13 protein-coding genes and 1 tRNA gene are annotated in these 13,463 nt (G+C 65.9%); 7 read left to right on the forward strand and 7 right to left on the reverse strand.

The features are described 5' to 3' along the window. The first annotated feature begins 14 nt into the window (after positions 1-14). The 4 genes from AC07PT_RS06695 (at position 15) to AC07PT_RS06710 (ending at position 4,086) form a co-directional block, all read left to right on the forward strand. Entirely contained in the window at positions 15-833 is an 819-nt protein-coding gene (locus tag AC07PT_RS06695) for an ABC transporter permease (RefSeq protein WP_027474383.1), read from the forward strand. Between the two features lie 13 nt (positions 834-846). Then, complete coding sequence (gene speB, locus AC07PT_RS06700) at positions 847-1,812, forward strand: agmatinase (protein WP_492349101.1); 966 nt, start codon at positions 847-849, stop codon at positions 1,810-1,812. Positions 1,813-1,857: 45 nt separating this feature from the next. Beyond that, complete coding sequence (locus AC07PT_RS06705; protein ID WP_494656194.1) at positions 1,858-3,336, forward strand: NAD-dependent succinate-semialdehyde dehydrogenase; 1,479 nt, start codon at positions 1,858-1,860, stop codon at positions 3,334-3,336. Between the two features lie 378 nt (positions 3,337-3,714). Next, complete coding sequence (locus tag AC07PT_RS06710; RefSeq protein ID WP_492349103.1) at positions 3,715-4,086, forward strand: hypothetical protein; 372 nt, start codon at positions 3,715-3,717, stop codon at positions 4,084-4,086. Positions 4,087-4,128: 42 nt separating this feature from the next. On the opposite strand, the gene AC07PT_RS06715 is transcribed toward AC07PT_RS06710, so the two are convergent. After that, complete coding sequence (locus AC07PT_RS06715) at positions 4,129-5,436, reverse strand: carbohydrate porin (protein WP_494656195.1); 1,308 nt, start codon at positions 5,434-5,436, stop codon at positions 4,129-4,131. A gap of 294 nt (positions 5,437-5,730) precedes the next feature. Continuing rightward, positions 5,731-5,804 (reverse strand) — tRNA-Gly (locus tag AC07PT_RS06720). Between the two features lie 165 nt (positions 5,805-5,969). On the opposite strand from AC07PT_RS06720, the gene AC07PT_RS06725 reads away from it, so the two are divergent. Next, entirely contained in the window at positions 5,970-6,443 is a 474-nt protein-coding gene (locus AC07PT_RS06725; RefSeq protein ID WP_494656196.1) for a RidA family protein, read from the forward strand. Positions 6,444-6,488: 45 nt separating this feature from the next. On the opposite strand, the gene AC07PT_RS06730 is transcribed toward AC07PT_RS06725, so the two are convergent. The 3 genes from AC07PT_RS06730 to AC07PT_RS06740 all read right to left on the reverse strand — a co-directional run bounded on the left by AC07PT_RS06730 (position 6,489) and on the right by AC07PT_RS06740 (position 8,085). Then, positions 6,489-6,812 (reverse strand): type II toxin-antitoxin system HicB family antitoxin, encoded by a 324-nt coding sequence (locus tag AC07PT_RS06730; protein WP_492349164.1) that lies wholly within the window; start codon positions 6,810-6,812, stop codon positions 6,489-6,491. Between the two features lie 5 nt (positions 6,813-6,817). After that, entirely contained in the window at positions 6,818-7,072 is a 255-nt protein-coding gene (locus AC07PT_RS06735) for a type II toxin-antitoxin system HicA family toxin (RefSeq protein ID WP_492349116.1), read from the reverse strand. Between the two features lie 92 nt (positions 7,073-7,164). Beyond that, on the reverse strand, positions 7,165-8,085 hold the full coding sequence (locus tag AC07PT_RS06740) for a pseudouridine synthase (protein WP_492349117.1): 921 nt from the start codon (positions 8,083-8,085) through the stop codon (positions 7,165-7,167). Positions 8,086-8,270: 185 nt separating this feature from the next. Here AC07PT_RS06740 and AC07PT_RS06745 point away from each other — a divergent pair, with 185 nt between their 5' ends. Continuing rightward, entirely contained in the window at positions 8,271-9,494 is a 1,224-nt protein-coding gene (locus AC07PT_RS06745) for an MFS transporter (protein ID WP_494656197.1), read from the forward strand. Between the two features lie 72 nt (positions 9,495-9,566). Next, positions 9,567-10,223 (forward strand): pyridoxamine 5'-phosphate oxidase, encoded by a 657-nt coding sequence (gene pdxH / locus AC07PT_RS06750; RefSeq protein WP_273422345.1) that lies wholly within the window; start codon positions 9,567-9,569, stop codon positions 10,221-10,223. 3 nt (positions 10,224-10,226) lie between these two features. On the opposite strand, the gene AC07PT_RS06755 is transcribed toward pdxH, so the two are convergent. After that, positions 10,227-11,177: an AEC family transporter gene (locus AC07PT_RS06755; protein ID WP_492349119.1), complete on the reverse strand. Its 951-nt coding sequence runs from the start codon at positions 11,175-11,177 to the stop codon at positions 10,227-10,229. A gap of 105 nt (positions 11,178-11,282) precedes the next feature. Beyond that, positions 11,283-13,427 carry a TonB-dependent receptor gene (locus AC07PT_RS06760; protein ID WP_494656198.1) on the reverse strand — a complete coding sequence of 715 codons (2,145 nt, stop codon included), beginning with the start codon at positions 13,425-13,427 and terminating at the stop codon, positions 11,283-11,285. Positions 13,428-13,463: the final 36 nt, after the last annotated feature.

Here is a 13,463-nt window from a genome sequence, read left to right on the forward strand (position 1 = left end):
GAAGGTGAATGCCCATGATCAAAATGCCTGAATTCCCCCTGTACGCCACCGCCGCCGACAAGGCCGGCTGGTGGGCGGTGCGGCTGCTGTGCGTGGCCGTGCTGGTGTTCCTGCTGGCCCCCATCCTGGTGATGGTGCCGCTGTCGTTCTCCGACAGCTCGTTTCTGGCCTACCCGATCCCGGGCTGGTCGCTGAAGTGGTACCGCAACCTGTTCGAGTCCACCGAATGGGCCCGGGCCACGCGCAACAGCTTCATCGTGGCGCCGGCTGCCACGCTGCTGGCCACCTCGCTGGGCACCTTGGCTGCGGTGGGCCTGTCGCGCGCCACCTTCCCGTTCAAGGGCCTGCTGATGGGCGTGCTGATCGCGCCCATGGTGGTGCCCATCGTGGTGGTGGGCGTGGCCACCTACCTGTACTTTGCGCCGCTGGGCCTGGCCGACAGCTACTTCGGCCTGATCATCGTGCACGCTGCCCTGGGCGCCCCCTTTGTGCTAACCACTGTGCTGGCCACGCTGGCGGGCTTCAACCACAACCTGGTGCGCGCCTCGCTGAGCCTGGGCGAGACCCCGTTCAACACCTTCTTCCGCATCACCCTGCCGGTGATTGCACCGGGTGTGATCTCGGGCGCGCTGTTCGCCTTTGCCACGTCGTTTGACGAAGTGGTGGTGACGCTGTTCCTGGCCGGGGCCGAGCAGGCCACCCTGCCGCGCCAGATGTTCACCGGCATCCGCGAGAACATCTCGCCCACGATTGCCGCGGTGGCCACCCTGCTGATCTGCTTCACCACCGCCTTGCTGCTGGCCCTGGAATGGCTGCGCGGGCGCAAACGCTGAGCGGGGGCCTGCCATGAGCCACACCCCTCCATCCCACTTGAACCAGCCACTGGGCGGCAACACCATGCCGCGATTTGCCGGCCTGGCCAGCATGATGCGCCTGCCCGTCACCACCTCCGCGCGGGGGCTGGATGCGGCCTTCATCGGCGTGCCACTGGACATCGGCACCTCCAATCGCTCGGGCACCCGCTTCGGCCCGCGCCAGATCCGCGCCGAATCCTGTCTGCTGCGCCCCTACAACATGGCCACCGGTGCCGCACCGTTTGATGCGCTGCAGGTGGCCGACCTGGGCGATGTGCCGATCAACACCTACTCGCTGCCCAAGTCGGTGGACATCATCACCGCCTTCTATGACGAGGTGCTGAGCCACGGCTGCGTGCCCCTGACGCTGGGCGGCGATCACACCATCGCGCTGCCCATCCTGCGCGCCGTGGCCAAACACCACGGTCCGGTGGCGCTGATCCACGTCGATGCCCATGCCGACATCAACGACGACATGTTCGGCGAACGCATCGCCCACGGCACGCCCTTCCGCCGCGCCGTGGAAGAAGGCCTGCTGGCCGGCGACAAGGTGTGGCAGATCGGCCTGCGCGGCACCGGCTACGCCGCCGATGACTTTGACTGGCCGCGCCAGCAGGGCTTCACCGTGGTGCCGGCACACGAGGTCTGGTACCAGTCGCTGGCCCCCTTGATGGCCCAGGTGCGCGAACGCATCGGCCCCGATCATCCGGTGTACATCAGCTTTGACATCGACGGTCTCGACCCCAGCTACGCTGCCGGAACCGGCACCCCTGAAATCGGCGGCCTGACCGTGCCCCAGGGGCTGGAAATCGTGCGCGGCTGCCGCGGATTGAACGTGATAGGCTGCGACCTCGTGGAGGTCAGCCCGCCCTACGACACCAGCGGCAACACGGCCTTGCTGGCGGCCAACCTGTTGTACGAGATGCTGTGCGTGCTGCCCGGCGTGCCCTGCCGCTGAGCCCCCTCCCCCCCTTCTTTTCTTGCCGACACGGAAACCCAAGCCATGGACATGAAGACCTCCCCCCTCGCCCTGCTCAAAGACCCCACCCTGCTCAAGACTGACGCATTGATCAATGGTCAATGGGTGGCCGGCAGCAGCCGTTTCGACGTCAACGACCCGGCCACCGGCCTGAAGCTGGCCGACGTGGCCAACCTGGGCGCGGCCGATGCCGAAGCCGCCATCGCGGCCGCCAACGCCGCCTGGCCCGCCTGGCGCGCCAAGACCGGCAAAGAGCGCCACGCCATCCTGCTCAAGTGGTTCCAGCTGTTGATGGCCAACCAGGAGGACCTGGGCCGCATCATGACCGCCGAACAGGGCAAACCTTTTGCCGAAGCCAAGGGCGAAGTGGCCTATGGCGCCAGCTTTGTCGAATGGTTTGCCGAAGAAGCCAAACGCGTGAACGGCGAAACCCTGCCCCAGTTCGACAACAACCGTCGCCTGATGGTGCTCAAGCAGCCCATCGGCGTGTGCGCCGCCATCACGCCCTGGAACTTCCCGCTGGCCATGATCACCCGCAAGGTGGCGCCTGCCCTGGCGGCCGGTTGCCCGGTGGTGATCAAGCCCGCCGAACTGACCCCCCTGACCGCGCTGGCCGCCGCTGAGCTGGCCGTGCGCGCCGGCATCCCGGCCGGGGTGCTGAACCTGTTGACGGCCGATGGCAGCAACAGCATCGCCGTGGGCAAGGTGTTCTGCGCCAGCGACGTGGTGCGCCACATCAGCTTCACCGGCAGCACCGAGGTGGGCCGCATCCTGATGGCCCAAAGCGCCCCCACGGTCAAGAAAATGTCGCTTGAACTGGGCGGCAACGCACCCTTCATCGTGTTTGACGATGCCGACCTGGACAGCGCGGTCGAAGGCGCCATGGCCAGCAAATACCGCAACGCCGGCCAGACCTGCGTGTGCGCCAACCGCCTCTATGTGCAGGATGGCGTCTACGACGCCTTCATTGAAAAGTTCGCCGCCAAGGTCAAGGCCCTGAAGGTGGGCAATGGTTTCGAGGAAGGTGTGAACCAGGGCCCGCTGATCGAGGATGCGGCCGTCGAGAAGGTTCATCGCCATGTGGCCGACGCCCTGGCCAAGGGCGCTCGCGTGGTGGCTGGCGGCAACAAGCTCAGTGGTCAATTCGTCGAACCCACCGTGGTCGCCGATGCCACGGCCGACATGCTGTGCGCCCGTGAAGAGACCTTTGGCCCCTTCGCACCGGTGTTCCGCTTCAAGACCGAGCAAGAAGCCATCGACGCGGCCAACAACACCGAGTTCGGCCTGGCCAGCTATTTCTACAGCCGCGACGTGGGCCGCATCTTCCGCGTGAGCGAAGCCCTGGAATACGGCATGGTCGGCATCAATGCCGGCGTCATCGCGACCGAGCACGTGCCCTTTGGCGGCGTCAAGCAGTCGGGCCTGGGCCGTGAAGGCTCGCACCACGGCATGGACGACTACGTCGAACTGAAGTACCTGTGCCTGGGTGACATTTTGAAATGAAATAGGTCCACCCTGTTGGGTGGCCTCACTGCGTGTGGCCCCCCATCCCCCTCAAGGGGCACACCCAGAGGCCTGGAGGACATGGCCCACCCTGTTGGTGGCCTCACTGCGTGTGGCCCCCCTCCCCCTCAAGGGGCACACCCAGAGGCCTGGCAGAGCCAGCTCCTCGGGTGCCGCTGGCTTGGCCTGCTCCGCGGCCATCGGGGCCTTGGCGCCGTGACGAACTGAAGCCTGGTCAGGGCGGTTTTGGGCTCAATGCGACTGCCTTTCAAACATCGGGCCAATCCCTGCGCATTTGTCAGTTGACTGCGCTTTGGCGAGGCTTGGGCGCTGCTAGGATGGGTGGCAGCAACTCTTGAGCCGATGGCTCCAACGCGCATGACAGACCAAATCCAGATCGCCAGCGAATTGCTGCGTGCCTTTTCGGGTCAGCAGGCGCTGAGCCTGGACCTGTATGTGGAGGGCATTGCGTCCCATGAGGCCGCTTTGGCCGCTTCGCTCAACGAAGACGCCGACGATGCCTTGCTGTGCGTGCTGGTGGACGAAGGCGAGGCCGCCGTGCTGTTGATTGGCTGGGACGGCACGCTGTACCGCAATGAAAAAGGCCTGAACCACCTGCGTGCCATGTGGAAAGAGCGCTATCACAACCACCTGACCACCCTGATCCCGGTGTTTGCCGAGCACATCAGCGAACACAACCTGGGTGTGGCCGGCATCCGCTGGACCGCCACCGAGGGCGGCAGCTCCTGATCTTCACTGAGCGTAGGGGGCTGCGTCAGCCCCTCAGGAACCTCAGAACTCGGCGTGCAGGCGCACGGACCCCACATTGACCGGACCACGGTCAGCGTTGTAGGCCGGGTTGCTGATGCGCTGGTAATCGAGCGACACCCACAGATTCTTGTGCACGTTCATGTTGTAGTACAGCTCAACCAGGGTTTCAGGCTTGTAGCGCAAGGCACCATCGCCGATGAAGAACGAGATGCCGCCAGCCGCCAGGTAGGTACGCCGATCGGCCGACAGCATGTTGCGTGCGAACATGAAGCCCACCGTGTCCTGCGACCGGCCCCAGGCCTTGCCTGAGCTGGCGTAGCCGGTCGAGAACGAGGCATCGGCCTCGGCAAAGGCATAAGTCTCGGTCTTGCCATCGGCCTTCATGGCCCGCATGAACACACCGGATTCGGGGTTGATGGCCTGCTCGATGTTCAGGCCCAGGCCATACTTGGTCTGCTCGGGCCCGCGGACTGCAGCAATCCATTGCTTGTCGGCGGCACCCGGGTTGGCCTGCCCGTAGGCCAGTGCGGTATCGTAACGGGCCAGTTGCGCCCGGGCACGCCAAGCCAGCACCCGGACCTTGCCGGGCTGCCCTGCCAATTCGTGCGCATGCTCAACTTCAAACTGATCGCCGTAGTGCTTGAAGATGCGCAGGTCCACCGGCTGCCCGTTGGGTGTGGTCGGGCCGGTCATGCGGCCGGCGCGCAAGACCCACGGACCCTGGTACCACTCCAGCGCCGCGCCCCAGCCAAAGCCACGTGCGTCGGCCGCGTAGTCGTACGAGGTGTGCGACATGCCCGACCAGTTCATGAACTGGGTGCGCGGGTCTTTGGCATAGGCGTTGTCATCAAACACGTCGAGCGTCGAGAAATTACCGGCGGTCAGTACCCACCGGTTGCGGTCCACCGTGCCGGCCATCTGATCGACCGCCGCGTCCACCTTCTCCTGCCCGCCACCCTGGTTCCAGGTCTGGCGCAAAAACAGCTTTTGCCGGTACAGCGTGGGGTTGGTGCCACTGACGCGCGTGGCCTCACCGTTGGTGAAGCCGCCCAGGCCCGTGAGTGAGGACAGAGGCAGGCCCTGGTTGATCTCGGGAACGAAATAGACCTCGCCATCCTTCCAGGGCTTGAAGCCCAGGAAGGCGTCAAAGGTCAGGGTATAGCTTCGCTCCGCTTGCGGTGTGAGGCTGTTGGGGCCTGAGTAAGGCGCCTGGAAGGCCTTCTTTTTCTGCCAGATGTAGGTGCTCTGGAAGCGCGCCATGCTGGATTCGTCAGCGGCAGAGGGGTCTGTACCCTCGCCTGCATCGGCCCAGACCGGAAGCGTGGCCATGCTGAGAGCGCTCAGAAGCAGGCCGGAAAGAAGATTGAAACGAAAGTACACAAGCGCATCCAATTTGCAAGACCGCGCAGTATAGGGGGGGTGTCATGACTGCGCTGTGACCAAGGGTTGCCAAAGGTAGTCGTCGTCCAGATCGGCAACCCAGGCAGGCTAACCGGGCTGACATACGACACGGGGGGCGGACAGGGAAGCCGAACTTCCCTGTGGATGAACAACAAAAAACCCGCTTGCCAGAATGAGGTCAGCGGGTTCTGAGGTGGCCTGAGGCCTTATGAGATGGGAATCTGGAGCGGGTGAAGGGAATCGAACCCTCGTATGAAGCTTGGGAAGCTGCCGTTCTACCATTGAACTACACCCGCGGCAGCCGGCATTATAGGGGTAGAACGAGCTCGTTCCGGAGCATCCAGCCAGCCCGTTCAGTGTGACCAATCGACCGGCACCGTGAATTGATGCCAACTGGCGAAGCGCGGTCCGTCGACACCACGGGTAAGATCCGCCCCAACGCCACCTGCCTCGCCACCACCATGACCACCCGCCAAGCCCGTTTCGAAGCTGCCTGCGCCCCCTGGGGCGATGCCTTTGCCGGCCCCATCGTGATCGGGGGCAACTACCAGAGCGTGCTGAGCCACGGCGACACGGTGTATGTCAGCGGCCAGGTGCCCCGCGTGGGCACCACGGTGCAGGTCACCGGGCGCGTGGGGGCCGGCACCTCGCTGGAGCAGGCGCGCACCGGCGCCCGCATCAGCGTGCTGCGCGCACTGGCCCTGCTGCAGCAGCAACTGGGTAGCCTGGACCGCATCCAGCAGGTGCTGCGCGTCACCGTGTATGTGCAATGCGCCGACGACTTCACCCAGCACAGCGAGGTGGCCGATGCCGCCTCTGACCTGCTGGTCGAGGTACTGGGGGCCGCCGGCCGCCACACCCGCACCTCGGTGGGGGTGTGGCAACTGCCGAAGAATGCGTCGGTCGAGATCGATCTGGTGGCGGCTCGGGGCTGAACGGGTCCTACCGCCCATGCTGACGAACGAGTGTCAAAACGAGTGTCAAGCGTGCGCGGCTGTTGCCAGGACCTCTGCTGCCCACTGATTCAAACTCTTGCCCGCGGCCTGGGCGGCAATCAGTGCAGAGCCGTGAACCTCTGGTGGCACCCTCAACATGAGCTTCCCGCTCGCAGGCTTTTGGGGAGGCTTGCCAATTTTTTCGCAGGTTTGAAGGTAATCATCCACCGCTTCGTGGAAAGCCTCCCGAAGTTGAGCCACGCTGTCCGCATGAAAGCTCACCACATCCTGAATACCCAAAAGGCGGCCCACCAGGATGTCATCACGGTCATCAAAATCGATGCGACTGGTATAGCCCCTGTAGATCATGGTGTTCAAGGCGTTACTCCAATGGATTTCAGAAAGTCACGGGCGTCTTCGACTTGGTAGGCCTTGGCCTCCTTGGCAGGGTGTGGGCGATGAAAGCTTGCCACCACTTGGCCGTGCACGAAGCGCACGCGGGACCCACGCCCCTCCACCACAAGGCAACCCACAGCGATCAGAAGCGCTTCAATTTTTGCCCACTCCAAAGTCTTGCTGGTGGGCACTGCAAAAATGGCCGCCAGTGTCTTTGCATGTTTGCCGTTCATGCTTGCAATATTAGCTAGCACTCTAAGGATAACAAACAAGCTACTTGTTAACAATGTGACGAGGCGAACTTTGCCTCGACATCGGATCGCCCTCAGGCCTCCCCTGGCCAGCGCAGCCTCAACCCACTGCGAAACTGACGGGGCTGGCCCGTCACCGGGTCGTCGAAGGCCAGGGCCCGCGCCAGCAGGCGCAGGGGCTGTGAGTAATCGCCCTCGGGCGGGTCGTTCACCACCGGGTAGAAGTGGTCGTCGTGGATGGGCAGGCCCAGCGCATTCATGTGCACCCGCAGTTGGTGGCGCTTGCCGGTGACAGGGCTGAGTTGGTAGAGCGCCAACTCGCCACGCACCTCCAGCACATCGACCGTGCTGTCGGCATTGGGCTCGCCGGGCACCTCGCAGCAGCGGAAGAACTGCGCCGGGTCTTCCACGATGCGGCTCTGGCGTCGGATCGGAAAGCTCAGTTCGGGCCGCCAGGGCGCCATGGCCTCGTATTGCTTGCTCACCTCCCGTTCGCGGAACAGGGCCTGGTAAGCCCCCCGGCTGGCCGGGTCCACCGAGAACAGCACCAGCCCGGCGGTCTCTCGGTCGATGCGGTGGATGGGTGACAGCGTGGCAATGCCCAGTTGATGCTTCAGGCGCACCAGCAAGGTCTCGTGCAGATAGCGCCCGCCGGGTGTGACCGGCATGAAATGGGGTTTGTCGGCCACCAGCAGATGCTCGTCCTGGTACACCACGCCGACCTCGAAAGGGATTTGCGGCTCGGTGGCCAGCTCACGGTAGTAAAACAGGCGCAGGCTGTGCTCAAAGGGCCGCTCGGGGGTGACCGTCTTGCCGCGCTCACAGACCACGTCACCGCGGGCCATGCGTTCGATCCAGTCCTGCCGGCTGACCTTGGGCAGGCGATGCACCAGAAAATCGAGCAGGGTCGGCCAAGGGCCTGCGGGCACCGCCACACAACTGGGGCTGACCCCCTGGCGAATGGGCAGAACGGCGGGACGGTCAGGCTTGTACATGGGGTGGCAGGTTCGGGGCCCGCGTGGGCAGGGATGGGCAGGGATCGGCGGCCGAACTATAAGCGAGCCCGCAGCCTCGGAACGTGTTGACGGCCTCAGGTCCGCAAACGGCCAGCAAGGCCCCACAGAAGCTGCGAGACTTGCCGTCTGCCCACCCATCCGCTCCTTTTGCACAAGCCCCCTGCATGACCGACGCCAAGCTGCCCGCTGCCTTCAACCGCCTGGCCTGGGCCAACCTGGCCGCCCAGGCCGCCGAACAACTGAGCCTGGCGGCCACGCCCATTGTGGCGGTCACGCTGCTGGGGGCCGGTCCGGGTGAAACCGGGCTTCTCGCCACCTTCCAGACCCTACCCTTTCTGCTGTTCTCGATCCCGCTGGGCTTGCTGGCCGACCGCGGCTCGCGCCTGCGCCTGATGGTGGGTGCCGAGTTGTTGCGGGCCGTCTCGCTGCTGGCGCTGCTGGGCGCCCTGTTGACGGGCCAGGCCAACCTGCTCTGGCTGCTGGCCATGGGCTTCATCGGGGCCCTGGGCACGGTGGGCTTCAGCGTGGCGGCCCCGGCCCTGGTGCCGTCGCTGGTGCCGGGCAGCGCCCTGGCACGGGCCAACGGACGGCTGGAACTGGCGCGCAGCCTGGCGTATGCGGGGGGCCCAGCCCTGGCCGGCAGCCTGGTGGCCTGGGCTGGCGGCTCGACCGCCTTTGTGGTGGCCGCCGTCGGCTCGAGCCTGGCCGTGGCCTGGATGCGCGGCCTGCACGAGCCCCGCCGCACCCCGGCGCCGCCGCGCCACCCGTGGGCCGAACTGCGCGAGGGCGCCCGCCAGGTGTGGCACCAACCCTTGCTGCGCCCCATCTTCCAGACCGCCGTGATCTGGAACATCGGCTGGTTCGTGCTGCAGGGCACTTATGTGTCTTATGCGGTGCGCCACCTGGGCCTGAACGCGGCCAGCGTGGGGCTGACCCTGGCTGGCTTTGGTGCCGGCATGGTGTGCGGTGCCCTGCTGGCCAGCCGGGTGCTGGCCCGTCTGCCCCTGGGCCGAGCCGTGCAGTTCGGGCCGGCCATGTCGCTGCTGGCCTGCAGCACCCTGGCGGCCACCGTGCTGTGGCCCTCGGCCGCACTGGCCGGGCTGGGCTTTTTTGTGTTTGGCTGCGGGGCCATCGTCTGGACCATCAGCTCGACCACCCTGCGCCAGACCGTCACGCCCGGGGCCTTGCTGGGCCGGGTGTCGGCCATCTTTCTGACCGGCAATGCTGGCGCCCGCCCTCTGGGCGCAGCCCTGGGTGGGCTGGTGGGCGCGCATTGGGGCGAATCGGCCTGCCTGGGGCTGGCGGTGCTGGCCTTCGCCTGGCAACTGCTGCTGATCTCGGGGCCGGCCATCAGTCGGCTGCAACGCCTGCCGCCGCAGGAGGTGTGAACACCGTGCGGCCGATGCCCTGCCCCTGTGCTGGGTCAAACGCAAGGGCCGGGCAGCAGGCAAAATCGGTGCATGAGCAACAAAACCAGCCCTTCGGCGATTGCCGACCTGCGCAAAAGCTACGAGCGCGCAGAACTCAGCGAAGACGCCTCCGAGGCGCAACCCTTGCGCCAATTCGAGAAATGGCTCAACGAGGCCATCACGGGCGAGGTACCCGAACCCAACGCCATGACCCTGGCCACCGTGGGTCACGACCTGCGCCCCAGCACCCGCATCGTGCTGATCAAGGGCTATGACGAGCGAGGCATCGTCTGGTACACCAATTACGAAAGCCGCAAAGGGCATGAGTTGGCCGGCAACCCGTTTGCCGCCTTGCAATTCCACTGGGTCGAGCTGGAGCGCGTGGTGCGCATCGAGGGTCGGGTGGAAAAGGTCAGCGATGAGGAAAGCGACGCTTACTTCAACAGCCGGCCGCTGGATTCCCGCATCGGCGCCTGGGCCAGCCCACAAAGCCAGGTCATCAGCGGCCGCAGCGTGCTGGTGGCCAATGCGGCGCGCTATGGCGCACAGTTCATGCTGAAGCCGCCACGCCCGCCGCATTGGGGCGGTTTCAGGCTGGTGCCCGAGCGCTGGGAGTTCTGGCAGGGCCGCAAGAGCCGCCTGCACGATCGCCTGCGCTATCGCCTGGAAGACAACGGCAGCTGGGTTCGCGAACGTCTGGCCCCGTGAGGATCACAGCACGCCGCGCACCAGCAGCATGGCCAGCGGCAGCGTGACCAACCCCATGACGGTGGTCACCGCCACGCTGGCGGTGGTCAGTTCCTCGGCCACGCCATACCGCTGCGAGAACAGGTAGACGTTGGCGCCGATTGGCAGCCCGGCGGTCACCACCATCACCGCCAGGGGCACGCCCCCCAGCCCCAGCAGCCAACCCAGGGCCAGCACCACCGCGGGGTGCAACACGTTTTTCACCCCCGCCATCATCAGCGCCCCCTTGAGGTGGCTGCCCACCGAGCCATAGGCCAGGGTCACGCCCACCAACACCAGGGCGATCGGCCCCATGGCATTGCCCAGCAACTGCAGCGGCTGGTCCAGCAGCGGCGGGATGCTGAGACCGGTCGATCCGAACAGCAAGCCGGCCAGGATGGGCAGCGGAATCGGATGGATGATGCCCTTGCGCAGCGCGCCCCCTACCGTCACCCACACACTGTGCGCCGGGGCCACGCCGCGGCGGGCATCTTCGCGTTGGGCCGCCAGCTCCAGCACGATGTTGCCGGCCGTCAGCAAGACCAGCGAATGCAGTGAAATCAGCGTGAACAGGGTCACCATGCCAGGCTGCCCATAGGCCAGCCCGATCAAGGGAATGCCGATCATGCCGGTGTTGCTGAAGGTACCGGCCAGGGCCAAAACCGCGCCTGTGGGGTTGTAACCCTTCACCGCGATCACCAGCGCATACACCAGACCGGCCGCGCCAAAGTACATGGCGATGGGCTTGAAGTCGAGCTGCCCCAGATGCACCGCACTCATGGTGCGAAACAGCAGGGCGGGCAGCAAGAGCATGAAGACGAGGTTCGACAGGTCACGCACCGCCCCACCGCCAATCCAGCGCCGCCGTCCCGCCACGTAGCCCGTGAGAATGAACAGGACAACGGGCAGCAGGGCAACAACGACAGGATGATTCACGGCAAAACGGTCTGGTGGGCCAAAACACAACGGCCCGCACGCTGCGGGCCGCTATCAAGCCACCGATTGTCGCTGCTTTGGCGCGGGTTGTCTGACAACCAGGACCTAGAACGCGATCTGCAAGCCCACCTTCAGACTGCGCCCGGGCAAGGGCGCCTTGGGGTACGCCGTGGTGGTCAGGATCGAGGTGGCGCTGTAGGCCAGCTGGTTGGTCAGGTTGTCCAGGCGTGCGTACCACAGCATCTGCGTGGCCTGCCCGCCCAGGCGGGCCGTGGTCTTGTAGCTGCCCATGGCGTTCCACAAGGTGTAGGCCGAGGTGGCGCGGCTGTCGCTGGGCACCCGGGATTGGGCGGCCGAGTGGTCAAAGCCACCGCGCACCGACCAGGGCCCGCGCGTCCAGGCCAGCGAGGCGCCCAGCCGGGCCGGGGCAATGCGCGGCAAAGGCACTTGCGTGTCGGCATTGATGGCCCGCACCAGGTCGCCCCGCAGCAACAGATCCAGTGCCCCGGCGCTGCCACCGGGCTGCAGGCCGCCCGGCCCCATCAAGCGCACGGTCGCGTTGCCCTCCAGCCCGGTGAAGCGGGCCCGGATGCCGCTGTAGCGGTATTCGGGGTAGGTGGTCAGGCTGCTGTCGGCAGGGTTGCGTTGACCGTCGGCCGTCAGCTGATCGCCGGTGGCCAACAGACCGATGTAATTGCGAAAGCGCGTCTGATAGGCATTGACGGAGGCCTGATGAGCGCCCTGCTTCCATTGCAGGCCCAGTTCGGCGCTGGTAGAGCGCTCCTTGCCCAGCGAGGAATCCCCGGTTTCCCAGGCCACCGTGGCCATGTGGGGGCCGTTGGCAAACAGCTCGTAGTCTTTGGGGGCCCGCTCGGTGTAGGCCAGATTGCCCGTCATCTGCCAGGCCGGGCTCAGCTTGTACAGGGCCCCCAGCGCCGCACTGTGAGGGTTGAAGCGTCGCTCACCGGACTCAAAGCGGCTGGTCTCTGCACTGCCCAGCGAACGCACGGACACGCTCTCGGTGCGGGCGCCGGCGCTCAGCTTGCCCCAGGAAGTCGGCAGTTCCTCATGGATGAACAAGGCCTGGCTGCTGCTGCGGCTCATCGGCGCGAAGGCTTCCTCCCCCAAGGCCGCAAAGCGGCCCGTCTCGGCCTGCAGGCCGATCACGCCGTCCAGGCCCACAAAGCGTTCATGCCGCGCCTCCAGCCGCAAGTCATTGCCCTGATTGGTGAAACGCGTGCCCGCCACACCCGACTCGTACTCGGTGTGGGCGTAGTCGGAATGGCTGAACTGCCCCTTGATCGATTGGATGAAAGCCACCGGGGGGCGCCACTCGCCTTCCAACGCGTAGCGGTTGCTGCGCATGCCGATGGTCACGTTGTCCTCGGCCACCGTGCCGTAGGTGGTCTGGTAGGTGGCCGCCGAGGCGCCCAGGTAACCCTTGTCCCAGAACAGGCTCCCCCCCACCGCCCCGCCCTGCGCGTCGCTGGCGGAGTTGCAGATGCGGCTGGCCTGCGGGCTGGCCCCGGTCTTTTCGCAGGGCAGGCTGACCGGCACGTTGACGTCCCCGGTGCGCCGCTTGAAACCATCCACATGCAGGGCGTAGCGATCGTTGCCGCCTTCCACCATCGCGGCGGCGCTGCGTTCACGGTTGCCGCTGGCCAGGCCCAGGTCGACCTTGCCAGTGACGCCGTCCAGGGCTTCGCGCGGAATGCGGTTGTCGATCACATTGACCACGCCGCCCACGGCGCTGCCACCATATTGAAGGGCCCCCGGCCCACGCAGCACCTCGATGCGGTCCACCGTGATGGGCTCCAGCGGCACGGCATGGTCAAAGCTCAGAGCCGAGGCATCGACGGTGGCACCGCCGTTGTTCAGCACCCGGATGCGGTCTCCATCGAGGCCCCGGATGATGGGTCGGCTGGCATTGGGTCCGAAATAGGTGCTGCTCACACCCGGGGTGCCGTCCAGGGTCTCGCCCAGGGTGCCCCGGGCACGCTCGGTCAGCTCGTCCCGCTGCAAGGAGGTGACCGGCACCACCAGCTCGGAGGCGCCCAGCGGGTTGCCGGTCACGGTCACCTCGCGCAGGCTCGGGCCAGAGCTGCTGCTGGCAGGGGGGTTGGCTTCAGTGCTGCTCTGGGCCTGCGCCAGGGGCACCGAAGCAATCAGGGACAGGCAGGCCAGGTGCAAGAGGCTGGGACGAATGGAAGGCAGGCGCGCCAAACGCGCAGCAGAAGGCAAGGAAGTCATGGCGAATCTCGTTGAAACAGGGTCGGACACATGCCG

The organism is Curvibacter sp. GW821-FHT09D12 (assembly GCF_059416245.1).

Excerpts from the sequence above, each read along its gene's own strand:
- AC07PT_RS06695 (WP_027474383.1), top strand. The coding sequence starts at position 15 with ATGATCAAAATGCCTGAATTCCCCCTGTACGCCACCGCCGCCGACAAG.
- speB (WP_492349101.1), top strand. The coding sequence starts at position 847 with ATGAGCCACACCCCTCCATCCCACTTGAACCAGCCACTGGGCGGCAAC.
- AC07PT_RS06705 (WP_494656194.1), top strand. The coding sequence starts at position 1,858 with ATGGACATGAAGACCTCCCCCCTCGCCCTGCTCAAAGACCCCACCCTG.
- AC07PT_RS06710 (WP_492349103.1), top strand. The coding sequence starts at position 3,715 with ATGACAGACCAAATCCAGATCGCCAGCGAATTGCTGCGTGCCTTTTCG.
- AC07PT_RS06715 (WP_494656195.1), bottom strand. The coding sequence starts at position 5,436 with ATGGCCACGCTTCCGGTCTGGGCCGATGCAGGCGAGGGTACAGACCCC.
- AC07PT_RS06725 (WP_494656196.1), top strand. The coding sequence starts at position 5,970 with ATGACCACCCGCCAAGCCCGTTTCGAAGCTGCCTGCGCCCCCTGGGGC.
- AC07PT_RS06730 (WP_492349164.1), bottom strand. The coding sequence starts at position 6,812 with ATGATCTACAGGGGCTATACCAGTCGCATCGATTTTGATGACCGTGAT.
- AC07PT_RS06735 (WP_492349116.1), bottom strand. The coding sequence starts at position 7,072 with ATGAACGGCAAACATGCAAAGACACTGGCGGCCATTTTTGCAGTGCCC.
- AC07PT_RS06740 (WP_492349117.1), bottom strand. The coding sequence starts at position 8,085 with ATGTACAAGCCTGACCGTCCCGCCGTTCTGCCCATTCGCCAGGGGGTC.
- AC07PT_RS06745 (WP_494656197.1), top strand. The coding sequence starts at position 8,271 with ATGACCGACGCCAAGCTGCCCGCTGCCTTCAACCGCCTGGCCTGGGCC.
- pdxH (WP_273422345.1), top strand. The coding sequence starts at position 9,567 with ATGAGCAACAAAACCAGCCCTTCGGCGATTGCCGACCTGCGCAAAAGC.
- AC07PT_RS06760 (WP_494656198.1), bottom strand. The coding sequence starts at position 13,427 with ATGACTTCCTTGCCTTCTGCTGCGCGTTTGGCGCGCCTGCCTTCCATT.